The organism is Streptomyces sp. NPDC001093 (genome assembly GCF_040298985.1).
GTDB lineage: Bacteria > Actinomycetota > Actinomycetes > Streptomycetales > Streptomycetaceae > Streptomyces.
Genome location: NZ_JBEPBF010000015.1, coordinates 18,492 through 32,657 on the forward strand (window position 1 = coordinate 18,492; position 14,166 = coordinate 32,657).

The window sequence follows — 14,166 nt, forward strand, 5'->3', positions numbered from 1 at the left end:
GGACCGGCGCCTCAGAGACAGCGCCCATGCCGCCCGGCGTGGCGGTCAACGTCTCGTCGTCACTTGGTGAAGACGAGACTGACGTTGTGCCCGCCGAACCCGAACGAGTTGGCCAGCGCAGCGGACCACTGCCCGATGCGCCGCTCACCGCGCACCACGTCCAGTTCCACGCGCGGGTCGAGTTCATCGAGGTTGCGCGTGGCCGGCACCGTGCCGTCCTTGAGCGCGAACAGAGCGGCCATGGCGCCAACAGTTCCGGACGCGCCCATCATGTGACCTGTCATCGACTTCGTCGCCGTCACCGCGGCGTGAGTGCCGATCACCCGGCCGATCGCCTCGGCCTCCGCCAGGTCACCGGACTCCGTCGAGGTGGCGTGGGCGTGCACCAGCCCGATGTCCGCCGGGGCCAGGCCGGCGTCGCGCAGCGCCAGTTCCATGGCGAAGGCCTGGCCGTCCGCGTCGGAGGCCGTGATGTGGTTCGCGCTCGAACTCACTGCACTGCCGGCCAGCGTGCCGTAGGCACCTGCTCCACGGGCCCGGGCGAACTCGGCGCGTTCGAGCACCATCATCCCCGCGCCCTCGCCCATGACGAACCCGGACCGCTCGACGTCGAACGGGCGGGACACGGTCTCCGGGTCCACGGACCGCGTCGACAGGGCCTTCATCTGGGCGAATGCCGCGATGGTGAAGGGGTGCAGACATGCCTCCACCCCACCTGCGACGACCACGTCCGCCCGCCCGCTGCGGATCAGATCCTGCCCCAGGGCGAGGGCCTCCGCCCCGGACGCACAGGCACTCACCGGAGTCCTGGCGCCTCCCTTCGCGCCCAGGTCCATGCTCACCCAGGCAGCGGGCCCGTTGGGCATCAGCATGGGGACCGTGAACGGCGACAGCCGGCGAATCCCTGCGCGTTCGAAGATGTCGTCCTGCCCCAGCGTGGTGAGAACACCACCGGTCCCCGTACCGATGACGACGGCGAATCGCTCCGGTTCGACCTGCGGAGCACCGGCGTCCCGCCAGGCTTCGCGCGCACTGAGGATGGCGGCCTGCTCACCGCGGTCCAGCTTCCTGGCCTCGGTCCTCGGAAGCAGGGAGGCAGGGTCCACCGTGAGCCGGGCCGCAACGTGCACGGGCAGGTCCGCGGCCCACTCCTCCTCCAGGAAACGCACCCCCGACTTACCGTCCAGCAGCCCCGACCACGACGACGGCGCATCGGCTCCCAGTGGCGTCATCGCACCGACGCCCGTCACCAGCACACGACCGTTACGGGTCACACGAGCCTCCTTGAATTTTGTAGATATTACATAGTGCCCGACCTACCTTCACGGGGATCATGCCAGCTTTCAAAAGGGAAATCAGGGTAGGAGCCGACCGATTTGAAAGCGGGAGATTGTGTCATTCCAACAATTGGGGTACCTCAGGCGGGAGCGCAGAGGGGACACTGCGCCAGGGTGAATTCGCCCAGGCGCGCTCGGCGGCCGGTCCGTGGTTCAGGTGTCCTGGTGCTGCCTGCGGCTGAGGCTGAGCAGTGTGTAGACCAGTAGGGCAGAGGCGAGGCCGACGGCCCAGCCGTAATCGGCCAGGGGCTTGAGGAACGGGATGATGCCGTCGGTGGGGAAGGGGCCCTGCTTGACGCCCTTGGCCACCGTCGAGTACGAGCCGCCGACGGCCAGGACGCCGCCGATCACGAACGCGGCCACCGCGCGCAGGTTCCAGCCGCCGGTGTACCAATAGCGGCCGTCGGACAGGTACAACTCCCCCAGCGCCAGGCGGGTACGGCGCACGATCCAGTAATCGGCGACGAGGATGCCGGCCACGGTGCCGAGCAGGCCGCCGACGAAGCCGAGCCACGTGTAGATGTACACGTGCGGGTTGGCGATCAGCTTCCACGGCATGATCAGGATGCCGACCACACCGGTGATCAGCGCGCCGGTGCGGAAGCTGACCAGTCGCGGCAGCAGGTGCGAGAGGTCGTACGCCGGGGACACGACATTGGCGGCGATGTTCACCGACAAGGTCGCCACCATCACGATCAGCAGCGCGAACAGGGCGCCGACGGTGTTGCTCATCCTCGCACTCAGTGCGATCGGATCCCAGATCGGCGCCCCGTAGACGGCCTGGGAACCGGACGTCACCAGCACCGAGAGGATCGCGAACAGCGTCATCGTGGTCGGCAGGCCCAGGGTCTGCCCCCACAGCTGGGCACGCTGGCTGCCGCCGAACCGCGTGAAGTCGGGGATGTTCAGCGACAGCGTGGACCAGAAGCCGATCATGCCCATCAGGGAGGGGAAGAACACCTTCCAGAACCCGCTCCCCCAGCCCAAGCTGGAGGGCTGGTCCAGCAGCGGGCCGAAGCCGCCCGCCTTGGCGGCCATGACCCCCAGCAGCACCAGCGCACCGACGATCACCAGCGGCGCCGCCCAGTTCTCCACCCTGCGGAGCGTCTCCATACCACGGGTGATGATGGCGACCTCGATGAGCCAGAACAGACCGAACGACAGCCACTGGGTCCACGGCGTGCCCCCGATCGAGCCGGCGTGCAGCCAGCCGTGGCCGAACAGCTTGCCCGCCAGCAGGAAGATGCCCTCCCCACCGATCCACGTCTGAATGCCGAACCAGCAGCACGCCACCGCCGCCCGCACCATCGCCGGCAGGTTCGCCCCGCGCACCCCGAACGACGCCCGCGCGAACACCGGGAACGGGATCCCGTACTTGGTGCCGGCATGACCGGTCAGCAGCATCGGCACCAGCACGATCACGTTCGCCAGCGCGATCGTCAACACCGCCTGCTTCCAGTCCATCCCCAGCGCCACCAGCCCCGAAGCCAGTGTCCACGAAGGAATACAATGCGCCATTCCCACCCAAAGGGCGAGATAGTTGTAAGTCCCCCATGTCCGGTGCGCGATCGGGACCGGCACCAGGTCCGCGTTGGCGAAACGCGAATCGTCCAGCACCGCCGGATCGGACAACGCCACCCGGCCGTCCGCATACACCTGCTGCGCGACGGCCGGATCGGCCAGGGTTCTTCCATTGGAGGACATCAGGACCACCTCGTATCGCAAGACTCATGTGACGATGCGGACTCCGGGGAGCTCAACTCATTCCCGGGAGTGCGACGAGCAATGGACGAGCCGACCAACCGCGCGAGCAGACGCACCGCCGACGGGCGTCGGCCCGTCGGCGGCGTCAACCGCGCACAGCGGGCAGACCCTCGCGCGGCCAGTGCGATCGACGACGAAATCGCTGGTCAGCGCCCTGCAAGGCAGTATGTGTTCTCTCTTGCGCGACCCACAGGGCGGAGAAGTTGTACGTGGTCCAGGTGCGTGCCAGGAGCGGGTTCCACGCGCCCTTCGGGGAGGGTGACTTGGCCGGACAGGGGTATGGCCGTGGGAGCGGTGTCGGTCATGGGCTGGCCAATCGGGGTGAGAGGGGTGGGGAGAGGCCGTGCGGGCACCAGCCCCCTCCCCGGCGGCGGGGAGGGGAGACCAAACGGGGCGTGGGGGGTGAACTCGAAGAAGTGGCTCAGGCGTTGACGGCCGGGATCACCTGCGTGCCGTAGGCGTCGATGGTGGCCTCCTGCGCGTCGTGCATGTCGTACACCGCGAACTGGTCGACGCCCAGTGCGCGGAGCGCGGTCAGTTTCTCGATGTGCTTCTCTGCCGGCCCGATGACGCAGAACCGGTCGACGATCTCGTCCGGCACGAACTGGGTGTCCGGGTTGTCGCTGCGCCCGTGGTGGGCGTAGTCGTAGCCCTGCCGTGCCTTGATGTAGTCGGTGAGTGCGTCGGGGACCTGGGCGGAGTGCTCGCCGTACTTGGCGACCAGGTCGGCGACGTGGTTGCCGACCATGCCGCCGAACCAGCGGCACTGTTCGCGCGCGTGGGCGAGGGCCTCGGGCGAGTCGTCGGCGGTGACGTACGCGGGGGCCGCCACGCAGATGGTGACCTCGGACGGGTCGCGTCCGGCGGCCGCCGCCGCGTCCTTGACGGCCTTCACCATGTACTCGGTCAGGTACAGGTCGGAGAGTTGGAGGATGAACCCGTCGGCCTCCTCGCCGGTCATCTTCAGCGCCTTCGGGCCGTACGCGGCCATCCAGACGGGGAGTTGGGCGCCCGGCTTGATCCACGGGAACCTCACGACCGTGCCGCCGCCGAGGTCTGCGGAGTCGCCCCGGCCGAGGGCGCGGATGACCTTCATCGCCTCGCTGATGCGGGCCAGGGTGTTGGGTTTGCGGCCCGCGACCCGCATGGCGGAGTCGCCGCGGCCGATGCCGCAGACGGTGCGGTTGCCGAACATGTCGTTGAGGGTGGCGAAGGTGGAGGCGGTGACCTCCCAGGTGCGGGTGCCCGGGTTGGTGACCATCGGGCCGACCTTCAGCTTCGTGGTGTTGGCCAGGATCTGGCTGTAGATCACGAACGGCTCCTGCCAGAGCACGGCGGAGTCGAAGGTCCAGCCGTATGTGAACCCGTTGCGCTCGGCCCGTTTCATCAGGCTGATGACACGGGAGGCCGGCGGGTCGGTCTGCAGGACGAGTCCGAAGTCCATGAGCGCTGCTCCTAGTTGAGGTACTGACAGGTGGAGCGCGGGGTGAAGGCGCCGTGCCCGGCGTGCCCGGTGTACTCCCGCTCGTTGATGACGACTTCGCCGCGGGAGAGCACGGTCTCGACCTGGCCGGTGATGCGCCTGCCCTCGTAGGCCGAGTAGTCGACGTTCATGTGGTGGGTCTCGGCGGACATGACCTGCTCGGCGTGCGGGTCGTAGATCACGATGTCGGCGTCGGCGCCCGGGGCGACGGTGCCCTTCTTCGGGTACAGGCCGAACATGCGGGCCGGGGTGGCGCAGGCGATCTCGATCCAGCGGCGGCGGGAGATGTGCCCGTCGACGACGGCCTGGTGGAGCAGGTCCATGCGGTTCTCCACGCCCGGCAGGCCGTTGGGGATCTTGGAGAAGTCGCCGCGGCCCAGCTCCTTCTGGCCGGCGAAGCAGAACGGGCAGTGGTCGGTGGAGACGACCTGGAGGTCGTTGGTGCGCAGGCCCTTCCAGAGTGCGGCCTGGTGCTCCTTGGGTCGCAAGGGCGTGCTGCACACGTACTTGGCGCCCTCGAAGTCCGGCTCGGCGAGGTTGTCGGTGGACAGGAACAGGTACTGCGGGCAGGTCTCGCCGAAGACGTTCAGCCCCTCGTCCCGGGCCCGCGCCAGTTCGGCCACCGCCTCCATGGCCGAGACGTGGACGACGTACAGCGGGGCGCCCGCGACCTGGGCGAGCCGGATGGCGCGGTGGGTGGCCTCGGCCTCCAGCAGGGCCTTGCGGACCTCGCCGTGGTAGCGCGGGTCGGTCTCGCCCCGGGCGAGGGCCTGCTCGACCAGGACGTCGATGGCGATGCCGTTCTCCGCGTGCATCATGATCAGTCCGCCGTTCTCGGCGGAGCGCTGCATGGCGCGCAGGATCTGCCCGTCGTCGGAGTAGAAGACCCCCGGGTAGGCCATGAACTGCTTGAAGCTCGTCACCCCCTCCTCGATCAGGAGGTCCATCTCCTTGAGCGTCTCGTCGTTCACATCGGAGACGATCATGTGGAAGGCGTAGTCGATCGCGCAGTTGCCCTCGGCCTTGGCATGCCAGGTGTCCAGGCCCTCGCGCAGGGTGTGGCCGACGCTCTGCACCGCGAAGTCGACGATCGTCGTCGTACCGCCCCAGGCGGCGGCGCGGGTGCCGGTCTCGAAGGTGTCGGAGGCGAAGGTGCCGCCGAACGGCAGCTCCATGTGGGTGTGCGCGTCGACGCCGCCCGGGATGACGTACTTCCCGGTGGCGTCGATGAGCCGGTCGGCGGTGAAGGCCTCGGCGGCGGGGGTGCCCGAGGCGGCGAGGGCGGCGACGCGGCCGTCCTCGACCAGGACGTCGGCGTGGATCTCGTCCGACGCGGTGATGACGAGACCTCCACGGATGACGGTACGGCTGCTCATGCTGCTCCCTCGGTCAACAGTGCGGTCAGGGTGCGGTCAGCGGTGTGTACGCCCCCGGCGCCCGGTCCCGGTAGAACTGCCAGCGGTCGCGGACCTCCCGGAGTTTGGCCAGGTCCAGGTCGCGGACCACCAGTTCGGTCTCCTTGTCGCTCGCCACCTCGCCGACGAACTGGGCCTCGGGGTCCACGAAGTAGGTCGTGCCGTAGAAGTCGTTTTCGCCCAGGTCCTCCACGCCGACCCGGTTGATCGCGCCGACGAAGTACTCGTTGGCGACGGCCGCCGCCGGCTGCTCCAGCTGCCACAGGTAGCGGGACAGGCCGCGCGAGGTGGCCGAGGGGTTGAAGACGATCTCGGCGCCGGCGAGGCCCAGCGCCCGCCAGCCCTCGGGGAAGTGGCGGTCGTAGCAGATGTACACGCCGATGCGGCCGGCGGCCGTGTCGAAGACGGGCCAGCCGCTGTTGCCCGGGCGGAAGTAGAACTTCTCCCAGAATCCCTGCACTTGGGGGATGTGGGTCTTGCGGTACTTGCCGAGGTAGGAGCCGTCCGCGTCGATCACGGCGGCGGTGTTGTACAGCACGCCCGGCTGCTCCTCCTCGTACATCGGCAGCACGAGGACGATGCCCAGCTCGCGGGCGAGGGACTGGAAGCGCTGGACGGTCGGCCCCTCGGGAATCCGTTCGGCGTACTCGTAGAAGGCCTTGTCCTGGACCTGGCAGAAGTAGGGGCCGTAGAAAAGCTCCTGGAAGCAGAGGACTTGGGCGCCCTGCGCGGCCGCGTCGCGGGCCGCCTGCTCGTGGACCTGGATCATGGATTCCTTGTCGCCCGTCCACGCGGTCTGGAACAGGGCGGCACGGATCACTCGGCTCATCGGGACCTCCGGTAGCTCGGTGTGCCGTGAGCGTAGAAAGCCCGCGCGGGCCGTTCGATGGGCAGCGTGTCACGTCTGCGGGCTGTTCGCGTGTCACCGTGTCACGTGTGCCGGATCCCATGTTTCACCGCCGTTTTCGCAGGTCGTCGCATGTTTCACCCCTGTTGCGCGTCATGCGCGAGGAGCGCGATGTGCACGGAGGCCGCCTGTTCGAAGTCGTCCAGGTCGACGCCGAGGCGAGCCTGTATGGCCTCCAGGCGGCGGTAGAGGGCGGGCCGGGAGACATGGTGGAGCTGGGCGGTGCGGGACTTGTTGCGGCCGGTGGCGAGATAGGTCCGCAGGACGTTCAGCAACTCCGGTTCGGACGCGCACAGCAGCCCGTCCAGCTCACGTTCGGCGAAGGACTGCACCTGCGGGTCGTCGCGCAGCAGCCGGACCAGTCCGCGCAGGTGGACGTCCTTGAGGCGGACCACGGCCGGCAGGTCGAGGGCGGCCGAGGAGTCGGCGACGGCGTCGGCGACATGCCGGGCCTCGCGCAGCCCGGCCGGCACATCGTCCCAGCCGGTACGGGGATCGGCGGCGGCGACCACGGCCCGCGACCCGGTGCGCAGCCGGGCCGCGAAGTGCGCGGTGAGGGCCTGGGCGTCCTGGTCGCGGGCGAGGCTGAGCAGTACGGCGGCCCGGCCGTCGGCGAGCTCGGCGACCAGCCCGGACATCCCCAACAGGCGTAGCACGCGGTCGAGTTCGTCGGGTGCGAGACCGAGGACGACGAGCGGGACGAAGGTGCGACGGTTGACCGGCAGCCCGGCCGCGCGCGCCCTGGGCAGCAGCCGGCACGCCGGTACGACACCGGAGAGCAGGTCGGTGAGCAGGCTCTGCGCGGACTCCTCCTCCCAGGAGTGCGCGGAGCCGCCGCCGAGCATGCGGTGCAGGACCAGCGCCTCGGCGGCCCGGTCGGCGAGCAGCCGCCCGGTGGCCGTGTCGCCCCGGTAGCCGCACAGCAGCAGCCGGCCCCAGCGCTCCCCGCGGCCGCCGAGTTCGGCGCTGATCCAGCCGCCTTCGGCGCCGGCACCGGCCTGCCGGGCGATCCGCTCCCAGTCGCGCAGCACGTCGTCCACCGCGGACCGCTCCCCCGCCGTGGCGAGGACGCGGTGGGCGAGGTTGGTGACCACGACGGGGCAGCCGCTGTGCCGGGCGACCTCGTCGAGCAGCCGCTGCAGGGGCGCACCGGCCGTGATCAGGGCGGTGAGTTCGGTGCGTACGGTCTCCGAGAGGCTGACGGCGGCGAACTTCCGCCGTACCAGCCGGGACTGGACCTCCTCGGTCAGCTCGGCGAACGGGAAGGGCCGGTGCAGGACGACCATGGGCAGTCCGCACCGCTCGGCGGCCCGGCGCATCACCTCGGGCGGCGCCGGGAAGGCCCGCCCGAGGCCGAGCACGACGGCGGCGGCCTCCGCCCGGTGCAGGGACTGGATGTACTCGGCCTGCCTGGCCTCGTCGCCGGCCAGGAGCACGCCGGTGGTGAGCACCATCTCGCCGCCGCTGAGCATCACCCCGACGTCGGCCGCCTCGGCGACATGCACCCAGCGCACCGGCCGGTCGAGCTGCCCGGCGCCCGCGACCACCTCGGGTTCTCCGGCGAGCACCCGTTCCAGGGTGAGCACCTGGCGGACGGAGAGGGCGGGCTCCCAGGCGTGTCGGGACTCCGGGGTGGTGGTCATGGCCGTACCGCCGTTCTCTAGTACGCGCTCCTGAGAGCCTGTTCGAGGATCGCCGCGCCCTCCTCGGCCTCCGCGACGGTGAGCGACAGCGGTGGGGCGATGCGCAGGGCGCTGGTGTTGTGGCCGCCGCCCTTGCCGATGAGCAGCCCGCCCTCGCGGGCCGCCTCCAGCACGGCGGCGGCCGCCCGCGGATCGGCCTCGTCGGTGCCGGGCCTGACCAGTTCGATGCCGATCATCAGCCCTCGTCCGCGCACCTCCCGGACTCCCGGCAGTTGGGCGGCGACGGCCCGCAGCCGCTCGATGAGCAGGCCGCCGACCCGGCGGGCGTTGCCCTGGAGGTCGTGTTCGAGGAGGTAGGTGAGGTTGGCGAGACCGGCGGCCATGGTGAGCTGGGTGCCGCCGAAGGTCGAAATGCTGTTGGAGTCCAGGCAGTTCATGATCTCGGCGCGGGCGATCACCCCGCCGATCGAGGCGCCGTTGCCGATGCCCTTGGCGAAGGTGACGATGTCCGGCGGGCCGCTTCGCGCATGTGCCTGCCAGCCCCAGAAGTGCTCGCCGGTGCGGCCCCAGCCGGTCTGCACCTCGTCGGCGATCCACAGGATGCCGTGCTCCTGAAGGACCTCGCGGAAGGCGGCGTAGAGCCCGTCGGGCGGGGAGGTGAAGCCGCCGACGCCCTGGATGGGCTCGGCGATCAGCGCGGCGGGCGGCCGGGTGTGGCCGAGGATGTCCTTCAGGTCGGCGACGCAGGCGTCGATGAACGCGCGGTCGTCCAGCTCGGCGAACGGGCCCCGGGTGCGCACGCCGCCGTGGACGTACAGGGTCTGCAGCGGGGACAGCGAGGTCGGCGACCAGCTGCGGTTGCCGGTGATGCCGACGGTGCTGAAGGAGCGGCCGTGGTAGCTGTTGCGCATCGCCAGGATCGTGTTGCTGCGCCGGTGGGCGGTGGCGAGCAGCAGGGCGGTGTCGTTGGCCTCGGTGCCGGAGGTGGTGAAGAAGACCCGGGCGTCCGGGATGCCGCTCACCTGGGCGACGCGCTCGGCGAGTTCGACCATCGGCCGGTTGAGGTAGAGGGTCGAGGAGTGGATGATCCGCCCGGCCTGCTCACTGACCGCCTTGGTCACCTCGGGCAGCGCGTGCGCGGTCATCGTCGTCAGGATGCCGCCGAAGAAGTCCAGGTACTTGTTGCCGGCGGAGTCCCAGACGTGGCGGCCCTCGCCGTGGGTGATCTCGAGCGGCTCGTCGTAGTAGAGGGCGAGCCAGTCGGGCATGACCTGGCGGTGGCGGGAGTAGAGGTCGTTCACGGCTGCACCAGCCCTTCGTAGGCGTCGGGGCGGCGGTCGCGGTAGAAGGCCCACTGCTGCCGCACTTCCTCGATCAGGTCGAAGTCGAGGTCACGGACGAGGAGTTCCTCGGACTTGTCGCTCGCGGCCTCGCCGACGAACTGCCCGCGCGGGTCGACGAAGTAACTGGTCCCGTAGAAGTCGTTGTCGCCGTACTCCTCCTGGCCGACCCGGTTGATGGCGGCGACGAAGTACTCGTTGGCGACGGCCGCCGCGGGTTGCTCCAGCTGCCACAGGTGGGCGGACAGTCCGCGGTGCGTGGCCGACGGATTGTAGACCAACTGGGCGCCGTTGAGCCCGAGTTGCCGCCAGCCCTCCGGGAAGTGCCGGTCGTAGCAGATGTAGACGCCGACCCTTCCCACGGCGGTGTCGAAGACCGGCCAGCCCAGGTTGCCGGGTTTGAAGTAGTACTTCTCCCAGAAGCCCTTGACCTGCGGGATGTGGTGCTTGCGGTACTTGCCGAGGTAGGTCCCGTCGGCGTCGATCACGGCGGCGGTGTTGTAGTAGAAGCCGGACTGCTCGACCTCGAAGACGGGGACCACGACGACCATGCCGGTCTCGCGCGCGAGCTCCTGCATCCGCCGCACGGTCGGCCCGTCGGGCACGGGCTCGGCCCAGCGGTAGTGCTCCGGCTCCTGGACCTGGCAGAAGTACGGCGAGTTGAAGACTTCCTGGAACCCGATGACCCTGGCACCCTGCCGGGCCGCCTCGCGGGCGTGCCCCTCGTGTTTCGCCACCATGGACTCGGTGTCGCCGGTCCAGGTGGCCTGGACCAGGGCGGCTCGTACGACGTTGGCCATGAGCTGCTCCTTCGACGGGACCGTCAGAGCCTCTACGCCCGTAGAGGGGGTCGTAGAGGGACGAAAGTAAGCCTCCGGGAGGTCCTTGCCAAGACCATCGTCGTCAACCCGCGGAGTCGATCACGTTTCACACTCCTGTGGGTGAGCGAGGGCGTCACTCGAAGGGGTGAAACAGAGCATATCGGGACAAGGCGACGGATTGCCGGTCACGTCGTGTGCCCGGCGACCCGCAGTGCGTGCACGAGATCCCAGTGCCGCTCGTCGGAGACGGCCTGCGCGGCGTGCAGCAGCAGGGGCACGAGCCGGTGCGGATCGGGTACGACGCTCCGGGCGGCCTCCTCCGCCGTACGGCCCCGCACACAGGCGTCCAGTAAGGCCGCCGCCTCCCGCCGGCGCCCCTGCTCCTCCAGCCGCAGCACGGCCGCGCCGATCTGCTCCGCCGGGCGGGCCACGCCCTGCCGCAGCATCTGCCGCCCGTCGGCCTCCCGCCCGGCGGCGGCGAGCGCGTCGGCGGCCGCGACCAGCCGCTCCGGGGGCAGTGAGGCGGTCTCCCACAGCAGCGTGGCCCAGTCGGCGCCGAGTCCGGCGCGGTGCAGGGCGTCGGCGAGCGCCGGGAAGCGCTCGGCGGGCCACTGCACGATCTCGACGAGCAGCACATGCGCCTCCCCGCTGCGCCCTTCGCCCCGCAACCGCCCGAGCCGCTCCACGACCTCGGCCACCGCCGCGCCCGCCCCCGCGTCCACCACCTCGACGGGGACCGCCGCGGGCTCGCCCACCTGCCCGGCTCCGGCGAACCGCGCCCCACGCGGCGCACGACGCGCGGGCGCCTCCGGCGCGACCGACGGGGACACCTGCCGCGCCTCGGCGACGGCCCCGTCCTCCTCCACCATCCCGGCGAACCGCGCACTGCCGCGGCGGCGCTTACGGCGCTTGACGGCCGGGGCGGGCTCGGGGGCCGAGGAAGAGGGCAGGGTGGCACCTCGGGGCTCGACCGGGATGGTACGGGGAGCGGACGGGGTGGCCTCCGACGGCGGGGCGGCGGGCGCGACCTCATCGGCGAAAGGAGAGAAGGGGGTGCCGCGTGCCGCCCGGCCGGCACCCGGGTAGGGGGCGGCGGCTTGCGCGGACTGATCGGCGGGCGGAGGCAGCGGGGTGGCCGGCGCCGCCCGACCGACACCGGGAGAGATCGAGGCGCCTTGCGCGGCCTGACCGACATGAGGAGAGAACGGGGTGGCCGGCGCCGCCCGGCCAGCGCCAGGAGAGACCGAGGCGGCTTGCGCGGCCTGACCGACATGAGGAGAGAACGGGGTGGCCGGCGCCGCCCGGCCAGCGCCAGGAGAGACCGAGGCGCCTTGCGCGGACTGACCGACGTGGGGAGAGAGCGGGGTGGCCTGCGCCGCCCGACCGACACCGGGAGAGACCGAGGCGGCTTGGGGGGACGGCGCCCCGGCATGGGGAAGGGGCGCGGCGGCAGGGGCGGGCGTGACCGTGCGCGGGGCTGGAGCGGGCGCTGCGGGGTGCGGGGCCCGAGTCGAGCCCTCGGCGTGCGAGCCCGAGCCGGACCCGCCGATGCGCGTCCGTGTCGAACCGTCAGCCGAAGCGGACACCACGTCGTACGGGGCCCGAGCCGAGCCGTCAGCGTACGGGGCCGAGGCGGACGCGACGGCGTGCGCGGCCCGAGCGGAGCCGTCCACACGGCCGGCATCCCCGAAGGCCTCCGGCACCTCGGCGGGCGCCGTCCGCGCCGCACCCGCATCCACCACTCCCCGCCCCTCCAACTCCGCCAGCCGTGCCCGGAGTTCGGCGCACCTGGCGGTGGCGCGGTCGTGGTCGTCCTGGGCCCAGGCGAGGTCGAGGCGGAGGGACTCGGGGTGCTCGGCGGGGGACGGGTCGGACAGGCGGCGGGTGAGTTCGGCCTGGCGTTCGGCGGCGTAGCGCTGTTCGCGGAGCATCACGTCGAGACGGTCGAGCAGAGCGTCCCGCGCGCCGGGCCGGGCGTCGTACGCCGTGAGCGCGGCCCGGTACAGGGCGCGGGCCCGTTCCCGCTCGGCGGCAGCGGCGGCGGGGCCGTACGCCGCGGCGAGGTCCTCCAGCAGCGCCTCCACCACGTCCCACGGCAGCACCTCGCGCCCGTCCAGGCAGGCCCGCATGCCGTCGGGGTCGCGCTGCCAGAAGACCCCGCTCCACCCTCCGCCCTGGTCGAGGCGCGCCAGCAGGCCGTCCAGATAGCTCGCGAACTCCCGCACCCCACCGGGGAGTCGATCCACCGCCATCGCTCAGCTCCCGCCCGACCGTCGGCCCTTCCGGTGGGTAGGCAACACGAGTCGTGTTACGGCACCGCTACGCAGAGTTTTCCGGCAGAGCGCGGGAGCCTCACGCGACCACGAACGCACACCGTGCGACCAGCTCGTCCATCGACAGCCCGAGGGCTGCGGCCAGCGCGGCCACCGTGAAGAACGCGGGTGCCGGCGCCCGGCCCGTCTCGATCTTGCGGAGCGTCTCGGCGGACACGCCCGCCTGCGCGGCGACCTCGGTCATGCTCCGGCCGCCGCGCGCCTCGCGCAGCAACTGCCCGAGCCGCTCGCCGCGTTCGCGCTCTTCGGGGGTGAGGGGGGTGCGCACCATGCGCCCATTCTAATACCGGCCCCACCCCGCTCCCCATTAAAAACCGGTATAGTAATTGGCATGGTGGAACTGAAGACGAACACGTCGATCGACGCGATGTACGCGGCCGGGCAGGTCGTCGGGCGAGCCCTGACGGCCGTACGACGGGCCGCGGACGTCGGCGTCTCCCTGCTGGAGCTGGACGAGGTGGCACGGGAGGTGCTGCGCGAGGCCGGGGCGTCGTCGCCGTTCCTCGGCTATCGCCCCTCCTTCGCACCGACCCCCTTTCCCGCCGTCATCTGCGCCTCGGTGAACGACGCGATCGTGCACGGCATCCCCACCCCCTACCGGCTCCGCGACGGCGACCTGGTCTCGATCGACTGCGGCGCCACCCTGGACGGCTGGGCCGGCGACTCGGCGATCAGCTTCACGGTGGGCCGCCCCCGCCCGGCCGACCTCCGCCTGGTCGAGACGGCCGAGCGGGCGCTGGCGGCGGGCATCGGGGCGGCCGTCGTCGGCAACCGCATCGGCGACATCGCCCACGCCGTCGGCCGGGTCTGCCGTACGGCCGGCTACGGCATCCCGGACGGCTTCGGCGGCCACGGCGTGGGCCGGCACATGCACGAGGACCCCGAGGTCCCGAACGAGGGCCGCCCGGGGCGAGGGCTGCCGCTGCGCCCCGGCATGGTCCTCGCCATCGAGCCCATGCTCATCGCCGGCGGCAAGGACGCCTACTACGAGGCGGGCGACGGCTGGACCCTGCGCACGGCGGACGGCTCCCGCGCGGCCCACGTGGAGCACACGGTGGCCATCACGGACGCGGGTCCCAGGATCCTCACGGCGCGGGAAGCGCCCTGAGGCGACGCGGGGCCG

At 71.2% G+C, this 14,166-nt stretch carries 11 protein-coding genes; 1 reads left to right on the top strand and 10 read right to left on the bottom strand.

Going from position 1 to position 14,166, the window contains the following annotated elements:
• Nucleotides 1-59: 59 nt before the first annotated feature.
• From ABT288_RS10340 to ABT288_RS10385, 10 genes are all read right to left on the bottom strand, one after another.
• On the bottom strand, nucleotides 60-1,274 hold the full coding sequence (locus ABT288_RS10340; protein ID WP_351604759.1) for a beta-ketoacyl-[acyl-carrier-protein] synthase family protein: 1,215 nt from the start codon (nucleotides 1,272-1,274) through the stop codon (nucleotides 60-62).
• Nucleotides 1,275-1,490: 216 nt separating this feature from the next.
• On the bottom strand, nucleotides 1,491-3,041 hold the full coding sequence (locus ABT288_RS10345; protein WP_351604761.1) for an NCS1 family nucleobase:cation symporter-1: 1,551 nt from the start codon (nucleotides 3,039-3,041) through the stop codon (nucleotides 1,491-1,493).
• A gap of 481 nt (nucleotides 3,042-3,522) precedes the next feature.
• Complete coding sequence (locus tag ABT288_RS10350) at nucleotides 3,523-4,545, bottom strand: TIGR03842 family LLM class F420-dependent oxidoreductase (RefSeq protein WP_351604764.1); 1,023 nt, start codon at nucleotides 4,543-4,545, stop codon at nucleotides 3,523-3,525.
• An 11-nt stretch (nucleotides 4,546-4,556) separates the two neighbouring features.
• On the bottom strand, nucleotides 4,557-5,960 hold the full coding sequence (gene hydA / locus ABT288_RS10355; RefSeq protein ID WP_351604767.1) for a dihydropyrimidinase: 1,404 nt from the start codon (nucleotides 5,958-5,960) through the stop codon (nucleotides 4,557-4,559).
• 25 nt (nucleotides 5,961-5,985) lie between these two features.
• Nucleotides 5,986-6,828 carry a nitrilase-related carbon-nitrogen hydrolase gene (locus ABT288_RS10360; RefSeq protein WP_351604769.1) on the bottom strand — a complete coding sequence of 281 codons (843 nt, stop codon included), beginning with the start codon at nucleotides 6,826-6,828 and terminating at the stop codon, nucleotides 5,986-5,988.
• Between the two features lie 155 nt (nucleotides 6,829-6,983).
• Nucleotides 6,984-8,549 carry a PucR family transcriptional regulator gene (locus ABT288_RS10365; protein ID WP_351604771.1) on the bottom strand — a complete coding sequence of 522 codons (1,566 nt, stop codon included), beginning with the start codon at nucleotides 8,547-8,549 and terminating at the stop codon, nucleotides 6,984-6,986.
• 17 nt (nucleotides 8,550-8,566) lie between these two features.
• A complete protein-coding gene (locus ABT288_RS10370; RefSeq protein ID WP_351604917.1) occupies nucleotides 8,567-9,817 on the bottom strand; it encodes an aspartate aminotransferase family protein in 1,251 nt (416 codons plus the stop codon).
• A 29-nt stretch (nucleotides 9,818-9,846) separates the two neighbouring features.
• Nucleotides 9,847-10,689, bottom strand: a complete 843-nt coding sequence (locus ABT288_RS10375; RefSeq protein ID WP_351604774.1) for a nitrilase-related carbon-nitrogen hydrolase — start codon at nucleotides 10,687-10,689, stop codon at nucleotides 9,847-9,849.
• A gap of 206 nt (nucleotides 10,690-10,895) precedes the next feature.
• Nucleotides 10,896-12,962, bottom strand: a complete 2,067-nt coding sequence (locus ABT288_RS10380) for a hypothetical protein (RefSeq protein ID WP_351604776.1) — start codon at nucleotides 12,960-12,962, stop codon at nucleotides 10,896-10,898.
• Nucleotides 12,963-13,062: 100 nt separating this feature from the next.
• Nucleotides 13,063-13,314: a helix-turn-helix domain-containing protein gene (locus ABT288_RS10385; protein ID WP_351604779.1), complete on the bottom strand. Its 252-nt coding sequence runs from the start codon at nucleotides 13,312-13,314 to the stop codon at nucleotides 13,063-13,065.
• A gap of 60 nt (nucleotides 13,315-13,374) precedes the next feature.
• Between ABT288_RS10385 and map the strand changes: the two genes are divergently transcribed.
• Nucleotides 13,375-14,151, top strand: coding sequence for a type I methionyl aminopeptidase (gene map / locus ABT288_RS10390; RefSeq protein ID WP_351604782.1), 777 nt, complete (start codon nucleotides 13,375-13,377; stop codon nucleotides 14,149-14,151).
• Nucleotides 14,152-14,166 lie beyond the last annotated feature (15 nt).